The 21,366-nt window shown below is 45.4% G+C and carries 21 protein-coding genes; all 21 read left to right on the forward strand.

All coding sequences use genetic code 11. The features are described from left to right. Positions 1-22: 22 nt before the first annotated feature. The 21 genes from H8704_RS09630 to H8704_RS09730 all read left to right on the forward strand — a co-directional run bounded on the left by H8704_RS09630 (position 23) and on the right by H8704_RS09730 (position 21,261). Positions 23-253 (forward strand): KH domain-containing protein, encoded by a 231-nt coding sequence (locus H8704_RS09630; RefSeq protein ID WP_022465788.1) that lies wholly within the window; start codon positions 23-25, stop codon positions 251-253. An 88-nt stretch (positions 254-341) separates the two neighbouring features. Beyond that, positions 342-845 (forward strand): ribosome maturation factor RimM, encoded by a 504-nt coding sequence (gene rimM / locus H8704_RS09635; RefSeq protein ID WP_022465789.1) that lies wholly within the window; start codon positions 342-344, stop codon positions 843-845. 68 nt (positions 846-913) lie between these two features. Next, positions 914-1,666, forward strand: coding sequence for a tRNA (guanosine(37)-N1)-methyltransferase TrmD (trmD, locus tag H8704_RS09640; protein WP_118677917.1), 753 nt, complete (start codon positions 914-916; stop codon positions 1,664-1,666). Next, positions 1,659-2,957: a glucosaminidase domain-containing protein gene (locus tag H8704_RS09645; RefSeq protein WP_249298128.1), complete on the forward strand. Its 1,299-nt coding sequence runs from the start codon at positions 1,659-1,661 to the stop codon at positions 2,955-2,957. The genes trmD and H8704_RS09645 overlap by 8 nt, the downstream gene beginning before the upstream one ends. 1 nt (position 2,958) lies before the next feature. Next, a complete protein-coding gene (locus tag H8704_RS09650) occupies positions 2,959-4,023 on the forward strand; it encodes an FAD:protein FMN transferase (RefSeq protein WP_249298129.1) in 1,065 nt (354 codons plus the stop codon). Between the two features lie 110 nt (positions 4,024-4,133). Then, on the forward strand, positions 4,134-5,609 hold the full coding sequence (spoIVA, locus tag H8704_RS09655; RefSeq protein WP_249298131.1) for a stage IV sporulation protein A: 1,476 nt from the start codon (positions 4,134-4,136) through the stop codon (positions 5,607-5,609). A gap of 171 nt (positions 5,610-5,780) precedes the next feature. Then, positions 5,781-7,040: an extracellular solute-binding protein gene (locus tag H8704_RS09660; protein ID WP_118677913.1), complete on the forward strand. Its 1,260-nt coding sequence runs from the start codon at positions 5,781-5,783 to the stop codon at positions 7,038-7,040. 25 nt (positions 7,041-7,065) lie between these two features. Further along, positions 7,066-7,380: a hypothetical protein gene (locus H8704_RS09665; RefSeq protein ID WP_249298132.1), complete on the forward strand. Its 315-nt coding sequence runs from the start codon at positions 7,066-7,068 to the stop codon at positions 7,378-7,380. Between the two features lie 39 nt (positions 7,381-7,419). Then, positions 7,420-8,802, forward strand: coding sequence for a methyl-accepting chemotaxis protein (locus H8704_RS09670; RefSeq protein WP_249298134.1), 1,383 nt, complete (start codon positions 7,420-7,422; stop codon positions 8,800-8,802). Between the two features lie 183 nt (positions 8,803-8,985). Continuing rightward, entirely contained in the window at positions 8,986-9,612 is a 627-nt protein-coding gene (locus H8704_RS09675) for a GTP pyrophosphokinase (protein ID WP_249298135.1), read from the forward strand. Continuing rightward, complete coding sequence (locus H8704_RS09680) at positions 9,609-10,277, forward strand: response regulator transcription factor (RefSeq protein ID WP_022465797.1); 669 nt, start codon at positions 9,609-9,611, stop codon at positions 10,275-10,277. The genes H8704_RS09675 and H8704_RS09680 overlap by 4 nt, the downstream gene beginning before the upstream one ends. Positions 10,278-10,279: 2 nt before the next feature. Beyond that, positions 10,280-11,521 (forward strand): sensor histidine kinase, encoded by a 1,242-nt coding sequence (locus H8704_RS09685; protein ID WP_022465798.1) that lies wholly within the window; start codon positions 10,280-10,282, stop codon positions 11,519-11,521. Between the two features lie 145 nt (positions 11,522-11,666). After that, entirely contained in the window at positions 11,667-12,917 is a 1,251-nt protein-coding gene (locus H8704_RS09690) for a C40 family peptidase (RefSeq protein ID WP_249298136.1), read from the forward strand. Between the two features lie 148 nt (positions 12,918-13,065). Continuing rightward, a complete protein-coding gene (locus H8704_RS09695; protein WP_249298137.1) occupies positions 13,066-14,742 on the forward strand; it encodes a MutS-related protein in 1,677 nt (558 codons plus the stop codon). A gap of 30 nt (positions 14,743-14,772) precedes the next feature. Further along, entirely contained in the window at positions 14,773-15,249 is a 477-nt protein-coding gene (gene rnhA, locus H8704_RS09700; protein ID WP_022465801.1) for a ribonuclease HI, read from the forward strand. Positions 15,250-15,317: 68 nt separating this feature from the next. Continuing rightward, positions 15,318-15,995, forward strand: a complete 678-nt coding sequence (locus H8704_RS09705) for a BofC C-terminal domain-containing protein (RefSeq protein WP_249298139.1) — start codon at positions 15,318-15,320, stop codon at positions 15,993-15,995. A 26-nt stretch (positions 15,996-16,021) separates the two neighbouring features. Then, a complete protein-coding gene (locus H8704_RS09710; RefSeq protein WP_022465803.1) occupies positions 16,022-17,284 on the forward strand; it encodes a BaiN/RdsA family NAD(P)/FAD-dependent oxidoreductase in 1,263 nt (420 codons plus the stop codon). Then, the gene (locus H8704_RS09715) at positions 17,281-18,948 is read left to right on the forward strand and encodes an NAD(P)/FAD-dependent oxidoreductase (RefSeq protein WP_249298141.1); all 1,668 of its coding nucleotides are present in this window, start codon (positions 17,281-17,283) and stop codon (positions 18,946-18,948) included. The genes H8704_RS09710 and H8704_RS09715 overlap by 4 nt, the downstream gene beginning before the upstream one ends. A gap of 25 nt (positions 18,949-18,973) precedes the next feature. Beyond that, positions 18,974-19,213 (forward strand): DUF896 domain-containing protein, encoded by a 240-nt coding sequence (locus tag H8704_RS09720; protein WP_249298142.1) that lies wholly within the window; start codon positions 18,974-18,976, stop codon positions 19,211-19,213. Beyond that, complete coding sequence (locus tag H8704_RS09725) at positions 19,210-19,779, forward strand: 5-formyltetrahydrofolate cyclo-ligase (protein ID WP_249298143.1); 570 nt, start codon at positions 19,210-19,212, stop codon at positions 19,777-19,779. Before H8704_RS09720 ends, H8704_RS09725 begins: the two co-directional genes overlap by 4 nt. Positions 19,780-19,938: 159 nt before the next feature. After that, entirely contained in the window at positions 19,939-21,261 is a 1,323-nt protein-coding gene (locus H8704_RS09730) for a S1C family serine protease (RefSeq protein WP_249298182.1), read from the forward strand. The last annotated feature ends 105 nt before the right edge of the window (positions 21,262-21,366 follow it).

Genomic DNA, 21,366 nt, shown 5'->3' on the forward strand with positions numbered 1-21,366 from the left:
GACCAGTGAGGATGTGTAGAATATGAAAGAATTAGTGGAAGTTCTCGCACAGGCACTTGTAGATCATCCGGAAGAGGTGGTCGTTACAGAGACTGAGACAGAGAATGAAATTCTATTGGAACTTAAGGTTGCTTCTGATGACATGGGTAAGGTTATTGGAAAGCAGGGCCGTATTGCCAAGGCAATCCGTACTGTTGTAAAAGCGGCTGCCTATAATACGGACAAAAAGATTACTGTAGAAATCGGACAGTAGGTTCGTGAAAAACGCCTGTACATGATTATGTACAGGTGTATTTTTACTTTATGGGAAACTTTATCTATTTTGTTTTTAAGGAGATCAGATGGAAGATTATTTCAGAGTTGGTGTGATTGCCAATACACACGGGATTCGTGGGGAAGTAAAGGTTTTTCCGACAACGGAGGATCCACAGAGATTTAAAGGGATGAAGGAGATCATTCTGGATACCGGAAGTGAAAAAAAGGTTTTGGAGGTTGCTTCCGCCCGTTTTTTTAAGAATCTTGTGATTTTAAAATTTAAAGGGATTGATTCGATCAACGATATCGAAAAATATAAGGGGAAGGATCTGTTAGTGACAAGAGAAAATGCTATTCCTCTGAATGAAGGTGAATATTATATTGCAGACATCATCGGTGCCACAGTGGTTACAGAAGATGGGGCGCAGTTTGGAATATTAAAGGATGTATTAACGACAGGAGCCAATGACGTATATGTTGTAGATCATGAGGGGACAGAAGTGCTGCTTCCGGTGATTCCCGATTGCGTGCTGGCGAGAGATATGGAGCAAAAGATTGTTACGGTCCATATTATGAAGGGGCTAATGTAAAATACTTTTAGGACAGCCGGAGAAGCTGTTATAAAATTCTAAATTTTACATCGTGAGAGGTGAAGCGGATGAATTTTCATGTAATGACATTATTTCCGGAAATGATTGAGCGGGCTATGGGAGAGAGTATTACCGGCCGTGCGATCAAGGCGGGGCATATATCGGTGAATGCGGTTAATATCCGGGATTTTGCCAACAATAAACATAACCGCGTGGATGATTATCCCTACGGTGGAGGTGCCGGTATGGTGATGCAGGCAGAGCCGGTATATCAGTGCTATGAGAGCATTTGCAGATCTATAGGAAACTCAAGACCGAGAGTTGTGTTTATGACGCCTCAGGGACGTACCTTTAATCAGCAGATGGCAGAGGAATTGTCCCGGGAGGAGGATCTGATACTGCTCTGCGGTCATTATGAAGGCATAGATGAGCGGGTACTGGAAAAGATCGTGACAGATAATGTCTCTATCGGGGATTATGTGCTCACAGGCGGAGAACTTCCGGCTCTGGTGGTGATGGATACCATTTCCCGTCTGGTACCGGGCGTTTTAAATAATGGTATGTCGGCGGTCAAGGAGTCTTTTTCGGATAACCTGTTAGAATATCCACAATATACAAGACCGGAGGAGTGGATGGGGGAAAAGGTTCCACCTGTCCTTCTTTCGGGACATCATAAAAATATTGCTGCCTGGTACCGGGAGCAGTCCATCCTGAGAACGGCAAAAAACAGACCGGATCTGTTAGAAAAAGCAGAGCTGACAGAGAAAGAAAGACAATGGCTGATTCAGCAGCTGGAAGGGGAAGAAAGACATCATGAGTAACAAAATATGGAAAGTAACCGTAATGATTCTGATATCTACGTTAATTTTGGTGGAAGCAGCACCGAGACTGCAGCTTTTGGCAGCAAATGAGGATGATCTGGCAACCACAGAGATCACGATAGACAACGGAACAGATGATCCGGATCAGGCAGAGTCTGACGATATGCCGGCTAAGACAGTTAAGCCGGTGCAAACGGCAAAACCGGCACAGGATAAAACAAAACAGAATGTGCCGGGGAGAAAGGATTCTTCATCGGATTCCAAGGCTCATAAAACGTCCGGTCAAACAAAACATGACAAAAAGAAAACACCGGCAAAACCAACGCCGGTTCCAACCTATCGTCCGATCGAGGGAAAGGTTCTTCTGCACAATTCCCGGTACATGACCGAGATTGAGCAGTTAAAAAAAGAAAACAAAAAGATTACCGGCAGGAGATCTGCCCTGATCACAAAGACACAGTCATTAACGGTTCGTCAGGCATATCTCAAAAAGATGCGCCGGGTTATTGGAAACAGTACAATGGCAGTGAAAGTAGCGGCAACCGGAACTGCCGTGTCCCGTGTGGTGTCCTCTGCAGCGGTGCAGGGCTTCGATTCCACTGTGGATCAGGTGGTATATCAGGGATATATTTTGTGTAATCCAAATTATTTTGATGTACTTAGTGTATCCGGAATGGATGCGTTTTTTGAAGAGAATGACACGATTGATCTGGGGACTTATCTGGATAAAGAGATGAGCGAATGTGGGCAGAAGCTGGACCGGTTAAAACGACCGGTGCATAGGATCAAGAAAAAATATGAAAAAATACATTCTCGTTATGTAAAGGGAATGAAACAGCATAATCCGGTGATCTTTAATCCCTATGATCTGACAGTGAAAAGTTATGCTACAGTTCCGCAGATGAGAAAAATGCTCAAGGGAAGCGAAATGGTGACATTAGCTCCGGTATTTGTGAAAGCAGAACATAAATATGGTGTCAATGCGGTAGGGCTTGCGTCTATTGCAGCGTTAGAGAGTGCATGGGGCACCTCCAGGAGAGCCAGGGAGGATCATAATCTGACCGGTTTTGGCGTCAGTGCCGATGCTGCAGAGGGAATCAATGCGTCCAGTGATCAGGCGAATATTATGAGAACTGCCCGCTGGCTGGCGAAGAGTTATCTGGCGCAGGAAGGAATTTATCATATGGGAAATGGCCTGTCGGACATTAACAGACATTATTCTGCTTCCTATGAATGGGCCTGGAAGGTGGAGCATTGTGCAAAGCAGATGTTTGAAAAACTGGGAGATTAATATGAAAAAGAAAGCAGGAACAGGAAAGAAGCTCCCTACAATCGGTATGATCGTAACGTTGGTGATATGCAGCATAACGGGCTGCGTATCACCCTTTTCAAATACAGAGAAAAATAAGGATCCCTTATCAATATCCGGCTTTGCGTTTGATACAACCTATACGATCACCATATACAAGGGAGGCAGTCAGGAGATACTGGATCAATGTATTTCTCTTTGTACGAAGTATGAGAAGCTGTTTAGTACCACCCGCAAAGACAGCGAGCTTTATCAGATCAATCAGGTCAGCCGTGAGGCGGCGCAGAGCGGGGGGAAGGATGGCAGTCTGGAGATAAAGATATCAAAGGATATGAAGGATATTCTTCAAAAAGGTCTGTATTACAGCCGTCTTTCCAAAGGGAGCTTTGATATTACCATTGATCCGGTCAGCAGTTTGTGGGACTTTTCATCCGGGAAGGGAACGGTTCCGGATGCTGCAGAGATAGAGAAAGCACTTTCCTATGTGGATTACAAAAAGGTAAAACTGAAAAAGAATTTGCTGACATTGGAGAGATCCGGAATGGAGCTGGATCTGGGAGGAATTGCCAAAGGGTATATTGCAGACAGGCTCAGGGACTATCTGTCCCAAAATGGGGTCACATCAGCGGTGATCGATCTGGGAGGAAATATTCTATGTCTGGGAGGAAAAAGTGAATCCGATGGGTTCCGGATTGGGATACAACAACCCTTTGCTGATCGGAGTGAGACAGTGAGCGTGGTAAATATCCGTGATAAATCCGTAGTATCCTCCGGAATTTATGAGAGATATATTAAGGCGGAGGATGGCACCATGTATCATCATATCTTAAATCCGCAAACGGGATATTCCTATGAAAATGATCTTCTGGGCGTGTCCATTGTATCGGATAAGTCGGTGGACGGAGACGGACTTTCTACCACGGCATTTGCACTGGGACTTTCAGAGGGAATGAAGCTGATCAATTCCATGGATGGCGTGGAGGCTATTTTTATCACCAAGGATGAAAAACTTCATTACTCTGAAAATTTTAAATCATTTATGGACTGACAGAAAGGCATAATAATATTCCGGAATGCATATAGATAGACAAACAGCAAACCATGCAATGCCCGGTCGGCATGTACCAGCGCATTGCCAATGTATTCCGGGAGGTAGCCATGGAGGAATTTCAGGTATATACAGACATCGCCAGCAGAACCAATGGCGAGATTTACTTAGGAGTATGCGGACCGGTCCGTACAGGAAAATCAACATTTATCAAGCGGTTTATGGAGCTTTTGGTGCTCCCTGCCATTACCAATGAGCATGACCGTCAGAGAGCAGTGGATGAGCTGCCACAGTCAGCCGATGGTAAAACCATTATGACTACAGAGCCAAAGTTTATTCCGAAGGAAGCCGTAGGGGTCCGCCTTATGGGAGATAATGAGGTCAGAATGCGGCTGATCGATTGTGTGGGCTATATTGTAGATGGGGCTAATGGTCTCACGGAGGACGGCGAGGAGCGCATGGTCATGACACCATGGTCCAAGGAACCGATGCCATTTACACAGGCTGCAGAGTTTGGAACACAGAAAGTAATCCACGATCACTCCACGGTGGGGGTTGTGGTGACCACGGACGGAAGCTTCGGGGAACTGGAGCGTGGCGTTTATCTGGAGGCAGAGGAACGGACGATCCGGGAGTTAAAAGAGATTGGAAAAGCCTTTGTGGTGCTTGTCAATTCCATACATCCCTACAGTGAGGAAACCATAAATGTGGTTCAGGAGATCAGGGATAAATATGATGTGGAGGTAATGGCGGTGAATGCCAGCCAGCTTCGCAAGGAGGATATTTTGGAAATTATGGAACGGATCCTTCGGGCGTTTCCGGTAAGCCAGATTGAATTTAATCTGCCGAAATGGGTGGAAATGCTGCCCAACAGTCACTGGCTTAAGGCAGAATTATTTGAAAAGGTGCGTCAGATCCTGACAGGAATTGCAAAGATCAGTGATGTGACCAGAGAGCATTTTCAGGTAGACAGTGATATGATCAAGGAGTTTCATATTCGCAAGATTGGTATGGAAAATGGAAAGGTATTGATCGACACCCTGTTTGATGATACGAAATATTATCAGATCCTCAGTGAACTGGTGGGAACGGAGATACCGGGAGAATATCAGTTGATCCGCCTGTTGAAGGAATATGCTGCCCAGAAGGAAGAGATTGGCAAGATCGGGCAGGCATGGCAGGAGGTACATCAGAAGGGATATGGTGTGATCACACCGACAACGGATGAGATAACCATTGAGGAGCCGCAGCTCATTCATCATGGCAATAAATATGGTGTGAAGCTGAAGGCGGTGAGTCCATCCATACATATGATCCGTGCAAATATCGAGACAGAGATCGCACCGATCGTTGGTACGGAGGAGCAGGCAAAGGATCTGTTAGATTATATTGCCGAACAGGGGGGACCGGATAAGGATGGAATCTGGGACACCAATATTTTTGGCAAGACGGTACGGCAGCTGGTGGATGAGGGCATGAGTGGAAAGGTCAATAAGCTGACGCAGGAAAGCCAGTTAAAGCTGCAGGAAACCATTCAGAAGGTGATCAACGACAGCAATGGCGGCCTGGTGTGCATTATTATTTAAAAAGAGTATCTAATTGAAACGTAAAAATAGTAAGAAACCGGGGGATTTTAATTGTGAAATTTATTCACAATAGGACATAATAAGTTTACAAAAATTTAATTTTACGGATAAAATATCTTATGTTATAATCGTATGATGAAATGAATCATTTAGTAGAGGAGTGATTTGCAAATGAGACAAAAGACAAGAGGAATCATAACAATGCTATTGTGTGCGTCGTTGACATTGACCGGCTGTAGTAACACAACCGGGTCTCAGAAAAAGGAAGTAAAAAAGGAAGCGGCAGATAAGGAGCAGACCGTGAAGCTTACCCTGTGGGGAGGGGCTGAGGATCAGAAGATGCTCCAATCTATGGTGGATGATTTCAAAAAGGAGCATGCCTCAGAAGCATCCTTTGATATTAAACTGGCAGTAGAGGGTGAAACCACATGTAAGGAAACATTACTGGGAGATGTGGAAAAAGGAGCCGACGTGTTTGCTTTCCCGGATGATCAGCTGCAGGCATTGGCGGCGAGTGGAGTTTTGCAGGAGATCAGGGATGCGGACCAGGTGAAACAGGACAATATCAAGGGTGCGGTGGAGGCTGCATCTGTTAATGATCGCCTTTTTGCCTATCCTATGACAGCAGATAACGGATATTTCTTATACTATAATAAAAAGTATTTCTCCGGGAATGACGTAAAGAAGCTGGATACAATTCTGGCAAAGGCCGAAAAGGTACATAAAAAAGTGACAATGGACTGGACGTCTGCATGGTATTTGTATTCCTTTTTTGGAAATACCGGATTGAAGGCAGGAGTAAATGAGGATGGTGTCACCAACTACTGCAACTGGAACAGCAAAAAAGGAAAGATCAAGGGGATTGATGTGGCACAGGCAATGGAGCGGATTGCCGGAAGCAGTGCATTTTTAAATACGACAGACGATAAGTTTCTCAAAGGTGTACAAAATGGCAGCGTGATCGCCGGAGTCAGCGGTGTATGGAATGCCAATGCGATTGACAAGGCATGGGGAAAGAATTATGGGGCAGTAAAGCTTCCGACATATACCTGCGCCGGAAAGCAGGTGCAGATGGCTTCCTTTACGGGTTATAAAATGGTTGGAGTAAATGCGTATTCTTCCGATGTTAAATGGGCAATGAAGCTGGCAGAATGGATTACCAATCAGGATAATCAGACAAGGCGTTTTGCAGAAAGGGGGCAGGGACCTTCCAATATTAAGGCATCCCAGTCCGGTGACATTGAAAAATCGCCGGCTATCCAGGCAGTGATCGCACAGTCTGAGTATGGGTGCCTGCAGCGAGTGGGAGGAAATTTCTGGGATCCCATCTCATCATTTGGCTCGTCAGTGGCAAATGGGACGTTGAGCCCGAAGGAATTACAGAAAGAATTGGATGATATGGTGAAAAAGGTGACAGCACCGACCGTCTGATGTGATACAGAAAGGAGAAATCAGCGTGAATACAAAAAAGAGAAGATCGAGTATTAAGTTTTTTATTATGATGCCGGTACTGATTTTGGGGATTGTCTCTATTTTGTCTAATATTATGGCGGTGGCGAATATCCAGAATGTCAATGGAAGTGCGGCAAGTATTGCAGATCATGGAATGGATAGTGTGAAGGTGCTGGGGACGATGCAGCAGGAAGCACAGAGTATCCATAATGCAGCATTGTCTCATATTATAGCCACGGATTATAATGTGAAATTAAGTATGGTAGATGAATTAAAAGCACTGGAAAAAAATATGGACAAAAGCATGTCGCAGTATTAGAAGTATGTAAGCGACAGTGATGAAAGTACTTATGAGGAATTGAAAACTACATATGATAAATTCAAGTCTTCACTGGCAAATCTGCTGGCATACAGTGCCAACAACAAATCCGCTGATGCTTATGCTCTGGCAAACGGAGACGTAGCATCATACGGGGAGAAAATGCAGAATGCAATGACGACTCTGATGGGAAACACAGAAAAGAAAGTGGCAGCGGAAAGAACCGGTTTAAAACGGGTGTATCGCAGTGCAGTGATTCTGAATGGAATTGCGATTCTGGTGGGAATCCTCGCAATGCTTGGGGCATTATATTCTGTGCTGAAACGTATTCTGAAACCGATTACCCGCGCAGAGAAGGATATGGCGCAGATGGTGACGGATCTGGAACAGAGGAAAGGAGATCTGACCAAAAGGATTACAGTTGTATCTGATGATGAGATTGCCAGCCTGTGTGAAGGAATTAACGTATTTTTGTCAAAATTACAGGATATATTTAAGCTTCTTACAGAGAATACACTGAAAATGGATGAGGTTGTGGGAAATGTTATGGGAAGTATCAGGACATCCAATGACAGTGTGACCGGATTATCTGCATTGACAGAGGAGCTTACGGCTACAATGCAGCAGGTAGCAGATAACGCCGCTGCGATCAACCAGAATGCAGAGTCGGTTCGCGGAGAAGTGAGCCAGATTGCAGATCGTTCCAAGGATATCAACACATATTCTCTGGAGATGGAGGAGCATGCAAGTGCCATGGAAGCAAAGGCGCGCCAGAACATGATTTCCACAAAGGAGAAAATGGAGATTATATTAGCGAAGCTGAATCAGGCGATAGAGGAAAGTAAAAGTGTGGATCAGGTAAATAGTCTTACGGATGATATTTTAAGTATATCAGCCCAGACAAATCTTCTAGCTTTAAATGCCTCCATCGAAGCGGCAAGAGCAGGTGAGGCAGGAAAGGGATTTGCGGTTGTGGCGGATGAGATCAGCAAGCTTGCGGCGGACAGCAGAGAGGCTGCCAACAATATTCAGCAGATCAACGGCATTGTCACAGAGGCAGTTCATAATCTGTCGGAAAGTGCCAACGGACTTGTGGAGTATATACAGGAGTCGATCCTGCCGGATTTTGCTGATTTTGTCAGCACAGGAGAAGTCTATCGTGACAAGGCGGGTTATATTGAGAATATCATGAAGGATTTTGCGCAAAAGACAGATCACTTAAAAAATGTTGTGGATGAAATCGCCAATTCCATCCAGGTCATTACAACGGCGATTGATGAAGGTGTCCAAGGCGTGTCCGGTGTGGCAGACAGCACGCAGAATCTAGTGCTTGATATGGAAAATATTTCCGGTAAAATGGATATCAATTATCAGATTTCAGGAGAGCTCAAATCAGAGACAGAGATCTTTTCCAGAATATAATAAGTTCATTGAATTTTCATATATATACGGTACAATGTTGCTCAGAAAGGTGCAGCTTGTACCGTATTTTATTAGGGCATAGGAAAATGCTCGCAATGTAGAGGAAAGCCAACGGGAATTGCTTGGCAGATATTGTGCCGGCGGCTCCGGGTTTGCGAGTTGAGGAAGGAATGTTGGATTATTATGGAAGAGATACAGAGTACATATTATGGAGCATATTATGAACCATTGAAGGAACTGGAGCAGGAAGTGCTTGGGTGGCTTTCGGAACTGGTAGACGGTCTTTCCGACAGACAGGGAGAGAGACCGGTGGAGCATATCCGCAGCAGGATTAAATCTGCAGATGGAATGCGGGAAAAGTTAGCAAGAAAGGATTTGCCACAGGATGCAGAGACGGCAGTGGGGGCTATATCGGATATTATAGGATTCCGTCTGGTGACCCATTTTGTTGGAGATGTGTATGAACTGGTAAAGTCCATGAAAGCGGACGGCAGATATTTTGTGGTAAAGGAAAAGGACTATATTGCCAGTCCGAAACCCAATGGGTACCGCAGCTACCATGTGATCATAGAATGTCCATTTCCGCCGGCAGCAAAGGGGACGATCCGTGTGGAGATACAGCTTCGGACCATTGCCATGGATTGCTGGGCAAGCCTGGAGCATGAGATGAGATATAAGAAGAATATCAACAATGCGGCATTGATTGAAAAAGAGTTAAAGCGGTGCGCCGGAGAGATGGCATCCACAGATCTGTCCATGCAGACGCTGAGGGATATGATCCGGGAGCCGGGAAAGGGTGGAAAATCATGAAAATATTATATGCAGAGGATGAGATGGGACTCTCGATGGCAGTTTCAGAGGTGCTGAAGATGGAGGGCTTTGAGGTGACGGCAGTGATGGATGGTCTGGCGGCCGATGAAATCCTGCAGAAGGAGCATTTTGATATGGTTGTGCTGGATATTATGATGCCGGGAATGGAAGGAACACAGGTGGCACAGAATATGAGAAAGCGTTCCGATTATACACCGGTTCTGCTGCTGACGGCAAAGGCGGAGACGGAGGACCGGATCGAGGGTCTGAATATGGGGGCTGATGATTATCTGGCAAAGCCCTTTGCCATGGGAGAACTGGTAGCAAGGGTTAAGGCCATGATCCGGAGAAACCGGGAGTATCAGCAGACGGTTTTAAATCTTGCCAATGTGACACTGGACCTGGAGAGTAATGAACTTTCTGCCAAATCCGGCAGCCTGATCCTGAGTGTAAAGGAAGCCAAGTTTCTGGCACTTTTTCTGGAAAAGGAGGATATCAGTTATTCGGTGGAGGAGATTGCCGGTCAGGTTTTTCAGGGGGAGGTCAGTGCAGAGGAAATCTCTCTTTATATGGCATATCTCAATAATAAACTGGTACAGATTCATGGAAATCTGCAGCTTATGATGGAGGATGGAAAGATTTCTGCTGAGAAGAAGGAGGGATAGGCTTGAGAAAATTACGATGGCGTCTTGTAGGGATTGTTTTTTTCTCTGTCGTAGTGGTATTTGCCATTATGAATTTGGTGCTGATATTCTGTCTGCGCACATACAATAATGATCAGGCGGACCAGATGACACAGATCATCAGTGAAAATGACGGAACAGTTCCGCTGATGAAGGACTATGATGAAAAATCTGTCAAACAGCAGCTTTTTGGCGGAAATTATATTGAGTTTAACGAGGAGTCGGCATTTCGGACCAGGTATTTCTGTGTGGCCGTAAACTCGGACAAGCAGATTTTGTCTGTGGATATGGATCATATTGCAGCAGTGGATGAGAAGAAAGCAGCCCGCATGGCCAAGTTTGTGCTTTTTGTGAAAAAAGATGTGGGAAATGTGGGAAATTATCGTTTCCGAAAGGAATATTCGGATGGAGAGGTCACGGACATTATCTTTTTGGATTTCAAGGAAAGTCAGGAATTTTACCAGCTGGTGGTGACTCTCACGGTAGGAGTGTCACTTCTTTTAACGATGCTGATCACGATCATATTTATCATAGCATCAAAGCGGGTGGTACGTCCCTTCGAGGTGAACTCCCAAAGGCAGAAGCAGTTTATCACGGATGCCAGCCATGAACTGAAAACTCCCCTTGCCATTATTTCTGCCAATGCAGAGGTGTTACAATATAAGGGGGAGCAGAATGAGTGGCTTCAGAATATCGTGGACCAGACCAAGAGGATGGGGAAGCTGATCAATCAGCTTCTGGTATTGGCAAAGCTGGATGAGGTCCAGGAGAAAAATGACCGGCAGGATGTGGATATGAAGGAATTGGCAGAAAAGGCAGTAGAGCCTTTTAATGAGGTGCTGGAACGAAAAAATGTGAAGCTTGTGATGGAACTGGAGGACAATCTGCAGATACGTGCCAACAGAGAGCAGATGGAACAGCTTATGACGATATTAATGGACAATGCAGCCAAATATGTCAGTGAGGAGGGAAATATTACCTGGAAGCTATCAAAGATCCATAAGGGTGTCAGCTTTTCCGTGACCAACACAACAGATCAGGATGATGTGGATACGAAGCATCTGTTTGACCGGTTTTACAGGAATGACAGCTCCCGTTCTTCCAAGACAGGTGGACACGGGATTGGGTTGTCTATTGCAAAGAAGATCGTAGATGCCCACAAAGGTAATATCACGGCGAAAGCAGAGGGGAAAACAGTCACTTTTTCCGGTACGATGCAGGGATAAAACCAAGAAATGAAAATACAAAGATGAAAATATAAATCCATTTATGATTTGACAAGCTTTTGCCATACTGTTATAATTCTTTTGTAATATATATGTAACATTTGACTTGAATATGTAATATTCTTTATTAGAAATGAGGATTCGTATGTATCGAAAGAATATAAAATGGATTGCGGCAGCAGTGGCAGCCATCGTGATGATAGCCGGAACGGCCAGGATCCATGCAGGCACTGTGGCAACAGAGAAGCCTATGGCTGGTATTAATCTTAGTCTGGACAAGTACAGTGATGCGGTTCTTGCAGAGCAGGAAAAGGAAGAAACGGCACAGCAGGAGACAGAAGTAACAGCAGAGCAGCTTACCTCCAAAGGCGCAGCGGCTATCACAACTCTTGAGAGCACAGAGAAGTCTTCTGACAAAAAAGAAAAAAAGGGGATCAGCCATTTAAAGCTGAATCTGAAATATGACAGGCTTGGTGTGGCAAAGGTAGATTCTTATCTGAACGTCAGAAATAAGCCGGGCGAGAGTTCCAAGATCGTAGGAAAGATGACCAAAAATTCCGGCTGCAATATTTATAAGGTGAATAAAGGCTGGGCAAAAATCGTATCCGGTAAGGTAAAGGGATATGTGAAAGCAAGCTATCTGGTAAAAGACCAGCAGGCAGAGGAGCTTGCAAAGAAGATTGCCAATCTTCGTATCTCTGTAAATACAGAGACATTGAATGTGCGTTATCTTCCATCTACGGATGCAGGGATTTATGATCAGATTTCCGAAGAGGATGAGTATGATATTTACAAGAGAGACCTGACAAAGACCTGGTTAAAGAAATATGTTTCCAAACATTGTAAGAAATCTGATCTGAGAAATATTGACACAAAGGAAATGTACAATAATCTGGAAAACTGGATGTGTATCAGCATTGATAATGAGAAGGCTTTTGTCAGCAAAGATTTTGTAAAGGTTACCTTTAATCTTGACAGGGCGGTATCTATTAATGAATCGGGACTTGCCTCTAAGACATCCTCCGATTCATCCGACTCTTCCAATCTCACCAATATGGTAAACTATGCAATGCAGTTCCTTGGTAACCCATATGTCTGGGGAGGTACAAGCCTGACCAATGGTACCGACTGCTCCGGATTTGTTATGAGAATTTACGAGCATTTCGGATATTCTTTGCCAAGAACTTCCGCTGCACAGGCTGGAGCCACAAAGACAGTCAGTTCCGGTGATGTTCGTCCGGGAGACCTGTTTTTCTATGGTAGTGGAGGAGTAAGTCATGTAGCTATGTATATTGGTAATGGCCAGATCATCCATGCAAGTAACCCTCGTACCGGCATAAAGATTTCATCGGCATATTACCGGACACCGGTGAAGATTGGCCGTGTGATCGGATAATTTATTGTAAGTGATAAGACTGTTCTGCAAAAGAAAATTTGTCAGAACAGTCTTTTTCTGTTAAACTGTGCACGAAGGCGAAAATATATTTGTGTTCTGACATTATATTTATAGCGAAAGACTTGTAGATACAGGAAGGGGTGTTGGAATGAAGATTGTGTTATGTGTCGTTGTGATCATATTGCTGGTCGGAGTAAAACTATATGTAGACCGGAGAAATTATAAAAAACGGATGCGCAAGAGACTTCTGCGGGAATGGGGAAGTCCTATTGAGGATGAATACAGTACAGAAAAGCTTCGGGCAGTTGCGGAGTATTATCGAGACCATGAACCGTCCATATTTGTGGATGATATTACCTGGAATGATCTGGATATGAACCGGGTATATCAGCAGATGAATCATACGAAGTCAGCAATGGGGCAGGAATACTTATATTATCTGTTGCGCTGCCCTGTGACAGATCCGAAGGAGCTGGAGGAAAGGGAACGGCTGATCTCCTTTTTCCGGACAGAGGAGGAAGCACGTTATATGCTTCAGGGAGAGTTTGCCACGATTGGAAAGTCGGGCAATTTTTCTGTTTATGGTTATCTGGACAAGATCAATTTGTTAAAAAGAGAAACGGGAATTTTTTCCATTATTCAGTTTGTGGCATTTATAGGGGGCGTTATATCATGCTTTTTTGTGCCGGATATGATGATCATGCCGACAGCGGTGATTGCAGCAGTCAATATGGTGACATATTATAAAAGAAAAGCACAGATGGAGCAATTTTACCGGTTATTTGCATTTGTTGTGCGGATGATCCGTTTTTCTGAGACGGTATCCGCTTTGAAAATTAAGGAATTGCAGACATATTTTGACCGGATGAAGGAAAAACAGGGCAAGTTCCGAAAATTTTGCCGGGGAAGCTGGCTTGTGGTTGGCGGCGGCAGGATGGAAGGGAATATTACCGATATATTGATGGATTATGTCCGTCTTTTGACACATATTGATATTATTAAATTCCAGTCGATGGCAAGAGAAGTGCTGCGCCTGCAGAAGGATCTCATGGATATTTATGAGACAGTTGGATTTTTGGACAGTATGATTGCTACTGCTTCTTACCGTGAAATGATGCAGGAATGGTGTGTCCCTAAAATGGAACAGGCGGAAGGAAGAGTGTTTTATCTGGAGGCAGATGAAATTTATCATCCTCTTTTGCAGTCTCCGGTCAAAAATACGATCCATGCACACCGGAATGTTTTGCTGACAGGCTCTAATGCATCCGGAAAGTCAACCTTCATTAAAACCGTGGCGATCAATGCGATTTTGGCGCAGACGGTGCATACTGTGCTGGCAGACCGTTATGAAGCTGTTTATTTCCGGGTTTATTCTTCTATGGCACTCCGGGATGACATTTTGAGCAGTGAGAGTTATTATATGGTAGAGATTAAATCCCTCAAGCGGATCGTAGATCAGGCAAAGGAGGAGGGAGAACCGGTACTTTGTTTTATTGATGAGGTACTTCGTGGCACCAATACAGTGGAGCGTATTGCGGCATCTACGGAGATCTTAAGTGTATTGGCTCAGAAAAATGCACTCTGCTTTGCGGCGACTCATGATATTGAGCTTACGGAGCTTTTGAAGGAGCAGTATGATAATTATCATTTTGAGGAGCAGGTAGAGGAGGATGATGTGATCTTTGATTACCGTCTCCGGGAGGGCAAAGCTATGACGAGGAATGCCATTAAGCTTTTGCACATGATCGGGTATGACCAGCATATTGTACAGCGGGCGCAGGAACGTGTGGAAAATTTTGTGGAGACCGGAAGCTGGAAAATGTGATCCCGTAACAGGAAAGGAAGACAGATTAAAATGACGAAAATTACAATGTATACAGACGGAGCAGCCAGAGGAAATCCGGATGGACCGGGAGGCTATGGAACGATTTTGTCTTTTGTGGATTCCAAAGGGCAGGAGCATATCAAGGAACTTTCGGCCGGCTATCAGAAGACCACCAATAACCGAATGGAGATGATGGCAGTGATCGCAGGGATGGAAGCATTAAACAGACCATGTGAGATCACGGTATATTCGGACAGTCAGTATGTGGTGAAGGCGTTTAATGAGCACTGGCTGGATGGCTGGATCAAAAAAGGCTGGAAACGCGGAAAAAATGAGCCGGTCAAAAATGTAGATCTGTGGAAACGTCTGCTGGCTGCAATGGAGAAGCATCAGGTATCTTTTCAGTGGGTCAAAGGACATAATGGACATCCACAGAATGAACGCTGTGATGAGCTTGCCACTACAGCGGCAGATGGAACTGATCTGCTGGTAGATGAGGGAATATAATAACAACAGAATATTCATGGCAGAATACGGAAATAATACATAACAAATTCAGAAAGGAATGGTTATGTATGAAAGGAAAAGTATTTCGCTATATTACCGTATGCTGTGTGTTTCTTGCATTATTTGCCCTTGCCAATTTTTACTGTTATCAGTCCGCCATGAATCAGTTTGAAAAGATGCAGGAGGACTATGAGAGCCGTGTGGGAGAGCAGGTGCAGGTATATGTGGATAACCGGATGGCAGACCGCGTGGAGCAGCTGGAAAAAAGTGTCCGGGAATCGGTACAGACAGAAAATGTTTCCAAAACATTATCGGATAGTACAGTGTATCAGGTGCAGAGTCACAATGCATTGACGGATGAGACGGTCACGGAGTATCAGACATTGCCGGAGGAGCTGGTGGGTTGTGACAGGGAACAGGCGCAGGAATATTGCAGCAAGTACAAAAAGAACATGTCAGCAAAGGAGTTTTTGGATGGTCTGCAGAGTGTCAGTCTGATCTCCTTTTCGCCGGAGCGGCTGACCATATGTAAGAATTATGATCAGTCAAAGGTAAAATTTCGTTATTATCTGATCTCAGATGGCACAGAGGTGATCGCCTATTATGGAGATATGAAAACCGTATATGAGCATACGGGCATTGCGGTTTCCTCACTTTCCAGGAAAGAAAAGCAGCAGCTGAAAAAGGGCATTGAAGTAAAGGATGAGGAAGAATTGTACGGCATATTGGAAAATTATTCCAGTTGACAGATAGAAAAGAAATGGAGAAAAACATGCAAGAAGAAGTGATCGTGATCGGTGCCGGTGCATCGGGAATGATGGCGGCGGTGACGGCTGCAGGAGAGGGCTGTAAGGTTCTTGTTCTGGAGCAGCTATCGCAGCCCGGTAAAAAGATATATGCGACAGGAAACGGAAAATGCAATTATACCAATGAGCATCAATCGCCGGAATGTTATCGTGGAGAAGAACCGGGATTTATCCGGAAAGCATTGGCGCATTTTTCATATCGGGAGACATTGGATACATTCCGTGGGATGGGAATCCTTCCACAGGCAAGAGACGGTTATTATTATCCGGTATCCGGTCAGGCTGCCTCTGTGGTGGATGCACTGGTACGGCGGATGGAGATGCTTGGGGTGGCCCTTCATACGGAGGAGAGAGTACAGCGTATTACAGACAGGACAGCCAAAGATGGTACAGTATATTATCAGGTTCAGACGGACAAGGCTTCGTATGAGACCCGGAATGTGATCCTTGCAGTGGGAGGAAAAGCAGCACCGGTTCACGGCTCCAAAGGGGATGGCTATAAAATTGCAGAGAAGCTTGGGCTGCAGATTGTTTCTCCGGTTCCGGCCCTGACCTCATGTGTACTGAAGGGAGATTTTACAAAGGAATGGGCTAAAATACGGGTACGGGGCTGTGTGGAACTCTACAGTAAGGCTGGAGAGCTTCTTGCAAAGGACCGGGGAGAGCTTCAGCTTGTATCCTACGGTCTGTCCGGGATTCCATGCTTTCAGGTGAGCCGCTATGCCGCCAGAGCATTGGAGCAGGGGGACAGGCCATATCTATTGCTTGATATCCTGCCGGATTATCCGGAGGAGGAGCTTTGGGAGGAGCTTTCACGCAGGAGAAAGGATTTTGCGTCATATACAGCAGAGCAGGCACTGGAAGGCATGGTGCATCAGATTCTGGGAAGAGTTCTTCTTAAAAGCCTTGGCTTAAAGCCGAAGGATAAGGCGGGAGAATGGAGTGACCGGGATATCCGCCGGATCGCAGACCGTTTCAAACACTGGAAGGTTGGCATTGAGCGGGTCAACGGATTTGATTTTGCACAGGTGACGGCAGGAGGAGTTCTTACAAGTCAGCTTGATCCGGATACCATGGAGGTGTGCAGATATCCGGGGCTTTATATAACGGGAGAGCTTCTGGATGTGGATGGAATCTGCGGGGGATATAATCTACAGTGGGCATGGACCAGCGGTTATCTCGCAGGAATGGCAGTTGCGAATCAGGAAAGGAATGCAGGAAGATCATGATCAAGATTTCACAGATCAAGGTTTCTTTGGATAAAATTTGTCAGAAGGCTCCGGCAGAGCTTGTCAAAAAAGGAATCATTGGAGAGGAAGAAAAGCAGCTTGTCCGGCGGGCAGCAGCAAAGCAGCTACATATCAGGGAGGAAGAAATGAAAGAATTTCAGATTCTCCGGAGATCGATGGATGCCAGAAAGAAGCATCAGATGCAGTATATTTATCAAGTGGTTTTTCAGATACCTCATGAAGAAAAGGTACTTCGCCGTTATGGAAAAAACGATGCGGTAATATGGAAGGGATTTGGAAACGGGGCTGCAAAGGAGTCAGAGAAAGAAGCTGTGAATGCAGCATCTGTACCAGATATCGGACAGAGAAAACGACCGGTCATTGTGGGGATGGGACCGGCCGGATTATTTGCGGCATTGGAGTTAGCAGAGCATGGAGCCGCACCTCTTGTACTGGAGAGGGGCTGCGAGGTAGAAAAACGCCGGAAAAAGGTGTCCCGGTTTTGGGACACCGGCGAGCTGGATGAAAATTGTAATGTACAGTTTGGGGAAGGGGGAGCAGGAACCTTCTCCGATGGAAAGCTGAATACACTGGTCAAGGATCCCACAGGGCGGGGCAGAAGAGTAATGGAAACCTTTGTGCGGTTTGGTGCCCCGGAGGAAATCCTTTATCTGCAAAAGCCACATATTGGTACAGACCTGTTGGGACAGGTCGTACGAAATATCCGGGAACATATTCGGGAGCTGGGAGGAGAGGTGCTTTTTGAAACACAGTTCCTTCGGGCAATATGGCAGGAGGATACGCTTGAGGAAATCGTATATCTTCGGAATGGCAGAGAGGAGCATCTGGAATGTGACACTTTGATCCTGGCAACGGGGCATAGTGCCAGAGACACGGTAAAGACGTTATATGACAGCGGAATCCTTATGGAGGCGAAGCCATTTGCAGTAGGAGTACGGGTGGAGCATCCACAGGAGATGATCGGTCGGAACCAGTATGGAGATCTGTACGAAAAACTACCCACTGCAGATTACAAGCTGACCTACAATACCGGAGAAAAACGAGGCGTGTATTCGTTCTGTATGTGTCCCGGTGGATATATCGTCAATGCCTCTTCGGAAAAGGGACGTCTGGCGGTAAACGGAATGAGTAACCATGCCAGAGACGGGCGCAATGCCAACAGTGCCATTGTAGTCACGGTGGATCCTTCTGATTTTGGAGGACGTGATCCGCTGGCAGGGATTGCCTTTCAGAGAAAATGGGAAGAGGCGGCGTACAAAGCCGGTCAGGGAAAGATCCCGGTACAGCTTTTTGGTGACTTTTGTGCCGGAAGGAAAAGCACCGGACTGGGACAGGTGATTCCGTCTATTAAGGGACAATATGCGCTGGCAAATGTCCGGGAGGTCATTCCGGGCTTTGTGGGAGATGCCATCGAGGAAGGCTTTGGAGCTTTTGACCGACGGATTCATGGATTTGCCCGTGAAGATGCGGTTCTGGCAGGAATCGAAAGCAGAACATCTTCTCCGGTGCGGATATGCAGAGATGAGTCTTTGCAGGCGAATATCCGGGGGATTTATCCATGTGGAGAGGGTGCCGGATATGCTGGCGGGATCACTTCTGCCGCGATGGATGGAATCCGTGTGGCGGAGAGCCTGATCAAGTGAAAATAAATAAGAAATGGAGATTATCATGGACGAAAAGGGAATTCAGAGAATTAATGAACTGGCACATAAAGCAAAAGCAGAGGGGCTTACCGCTGCTGAAAAGGCAGAACAGAAAAAGCTGCGCCAGAAATTTCTGGCGGATATCCGCGCAAATGTACGGTCACAGTTAAATAATATTTCTGTCATCGAGAAGGATGGCAGTATTACAGATCTTGGAGAGACCATTGGCAAAAAGAAACCGGTTCGTCTGGAGGATGCAGAATGACGAAGAAGGAAGCCAGAGAGATTATGAAAAAGCTCCGCCGGGAGATGAGCGATCAGGAGCGCAGCCGTCAGAATCAGGAGATTCGTGAGCAGCTTCTGGCAGATCCCGTATGGAGGGAGGTATCCTGGTTTTATCCGTTTGTGTCCTATGGAACAGAGGTGGATACAAAAGAGCTCATCCGGGGGCTTTTCGCTGAGCAGAAACAGGGACGCCGGATTCATGTGGCAGTTCCAAGGGTTGCCGGCAGGGAAATGGACTTTTACGAGATTCACGATATGACCGATCTGCAGCCCGGTTATCAGGGAATTTTGGAGCCGGCAGAGTATTGCCCGAAGGTAGAAGCAACGGAAGGAATGATGCTATTGCCGGGACTTGCCTTTGACAGAGAAGGACACCGTGTGGGATATGGTGGCGGATATTATGACCGTTATCTTGCCCGTTTTGAGGGGACGTCTTTACATTTATATGCGGTCGCTTATGACTTTCAGATCGTGGATCATATTGAGGCGGAAGAGCATGATATTCCGCCACACAGGATCATCACTTCACAGAACAAACACAATTAAAACACGTTTTCTTCATAATCACATCACAAAGGAAACATAATTCGTTGCTAGAATGACATCATAAGATAAAACAAACGGCGATATAATGAGTTCTAAAGAACTCATATCAGGAGTTTAGCCGTATTAGAGAAGAGTAAGGAACGGAAGGGAGAGATTGTGATGAGAAAACAGGATTTAGCAAAGGTGGCAGCGTATGCTGCAGTGTTTGGACTGGTAGGAGGCGTGACATTTGAGGGGGTTAACTATACCGCCAATCATTTCATTGGAAGTGCAGCGGTAGAAAGCACCGCTACGCCGGCAAGCAAATTAAAAACAACTACGACTTCAACAGGAAGCAGTGATGGAAGCTCCGAAGGTGTATCCACAGTAGCAGCTAATGTGCTTCCGTCTATTGTAGCCATTGATGTAACAGTTCAGGAAAATACACAGGATGTATTTGGCAGAAACTATTCTCAGGAATCATCCGGAAGCGGCTCCGGTATTATCGTAGCGCAGGATGACAGTAATCTTTATATTGCAACGAACAATCACGTTGTACAGAATGCCACCAGCGTATCCGTAAAATTTAATGACGACAGTACTTATACTGCAAGCGTCAAGGGAACCGACACAGACTCCGACCTGGCAGTGGTTGAGATACCGATGAAGGATCTGTCCAGTGACACCAAAAATAATATCAAGGTGGCAACCCTTGGAGATTCTACCAAGGTAAAGATTGGAGAACAGTCTATCGCCATCGGTAATGCACTGGGTTATGGTACTTCTGTTACCGTTGGATATATCAGTGCGGTTGACAGAGAGGTTGCCTCTGAGGATGTCAATATGAAGCTGCTTCAGACAGATGCTGCGATCAATCCCGGCAACAGCGGTGGTGCTCTTGTGGATGATGAGGGCAAGGTTATCGGCATCAATTCTGCAAAATATTCTGACACTTCTGTAGAGGGTATGGGCTTTGCCATCCCAATCTCTACAGCAGTTCCGATCATCAATGATATTATTGATGCACAGCAGGTATCTGAGGATAAACAGGCATATCTGGGCATCAAAGGAACCGATGTTTCCAGTGAGATTTCCCAGTATTACAATATGCCGGAAGGAATTTATGTAGGCAAAGTTACAAAGGATTCTCCTGCCGGAAAAGCCGGTATCAAGACAGGCGATATCATTGTCAAATTTAACGGAAATGAGACAACAACCATGGATGGTCTGAAGGATCGTCTGGGACGCTGCAAAGCCGGAGATACTGTGGAGGTTGTTGTAAAGAGAGCAGATAACGGTGATTATAAAGAGGTTACCATGAAAGTAAAGCTTGGTAAGAAATCAGATTCCACAGATGACCAGAGTAATGACAGCCAAAGTAATGACAACCAGAGTGGAAACAGCAGTCAGAACGGCTCCCAGAATAATGATGGAAATCAAAATGGAAATAATTCCCAGAATGGAAACGGATATAGTAACGGGTGGGGGTCCTTCTTCAATTAAAGAAGGCGAACCATTTTGAAAAAGCCGCATACCATAATCTATAAATTGTTTGTGCAAAAGAGGATACCCACAGGGGTGTCCTCTTTTTTGTACAGAAAGGGCAGG

This window comes from Jutongia huaianensis (assembly GCF_014384985.1).
In the GTDB taxonomy this organism is placed as follows: Bacteria; Bacillota; Clostridia; order Lachnospirales; family Lachnospiraceae; genus Jutongia; species Jutongia huaianensis.

Bases quoted from the DNA above. Each gene is read 5' to 3' on its own strand.
- H8704_RS09630 (WP_022465788.1), top strand. From the start codon at position 23: ATGAAAGAATTAGTGGAAGTTCTCGCACAGGCACTTGTAGATCATCCG.
- rimM (WP_022465789.1), top strand. From the start codon at position 342: ATGGAAGATTATTTCAGAGTTGGTGTGATTGCCAATACACACGGGATT.
- trmD (WP_118677917.1), top strand. From the start codon at position 914: ATGAATTTTCATGTAATGACATTATTTCCGGAAATGATTGAGCGGGCT.
- H8704_RS09645 (WP_249298128.1), top strand. From the start codon at position 1,659: ATGAGTAACAAAATATGGAAAGTAACCGTAATGATTCTGATATCTACG.
- H8704_RS09650 (WP_249298129.1), top strand. From the start codon at position 2,959: ATGAAAAAGAAAGCAGGAACAGGAAAGAAGCTCCCTACAATCGGTATG.
- spoIVA (WP_249298131.1), top strand. From the start codon at position 4,134: ATGGAGGAATTTCAGGTATATACAGACATCGCCAGCAGAACCAATGGC.
- H8704_RS09660 (WP_118677913.1), top strand. From the start codon at position 5,781: ATGAGACAAAAGACAAGAGGAATCATAACAATGCTATTGTGTGCGTCG.
- H8704_RS09675 (WP_249298135.1), top strand. From the start codon at position 8,986: ATGGAAGAGATACAGAGTACATATTATGGAGCATATTATGAACCATTG.
- H8704_RS09680 (WP_022465797.1), top strand. From the start codon at position 9,609: ATGAAAATATTATATGCAGAGGATGAGATGGGACTCTCGATGGCAGTT.
- H8704_RS09690 (WP_249298136.1), top strand. From the start codon at position 11,667: ATGTATCGAAAGAATATAAAATGGATTGCGGCAGCAGTGGCAGCCATC.
- H8704_RS09695 (WP_249298137.1), top strand. From the start codon at position 13,066: ATGAAGATTGTGTTATGTGTCGTTGTGATCATATTGCTGGTCGGAGTA.
- rnhA (WP_022465801.1), top strand. From the start codon at position 14,773: ATGACGAAAATTACAATGTATACAGACGGAGCAGCCAGAGGAAATCCG.
- H8704_RS09705 (WP_249298139.1), top strand. From the start codon at position 15,318: ATGAAAGGAAAAGTATTTCGCTATATTACCGTATGCTGTGTGTTTCTT.
- H8704_RS09710 (WP_022465803.1), top strand. From the start codon at position 16,022: ATGCAAGAAGAAGTGATCGTGATCGGTGCCGGTGCATCGGGAATGATG.
- H8704_RS09715 (WP_249298141.1), top strand. From the start codon at position 17,281: ATGATCAAGATTTCACAGATCAAGGTTTCTTTGGATAAAATTTGTCAG.
- H8704_RS09720 (WP_249298142.1), top strand. From the start codon at position 18,974: ATGGACGAAAAGGGAATTCAGAGAATTAATGAACTGGCACATAAAGCA.
- H8704_RS09725 (WP_249298143.1), top strand. From the start codon at position 19,210: ATGACGAAGAAGGAAGCCAGAGAGATTATGAAAAAGCTCCGCCGGGAG.
- H8704_RS09730 (WP_249298182.1), top strand. From the start codon at position 19,939: ATGAGAAAACAGGATTTAGCAAAGGTGGCAGCGTATGCTGCAGTGTTT.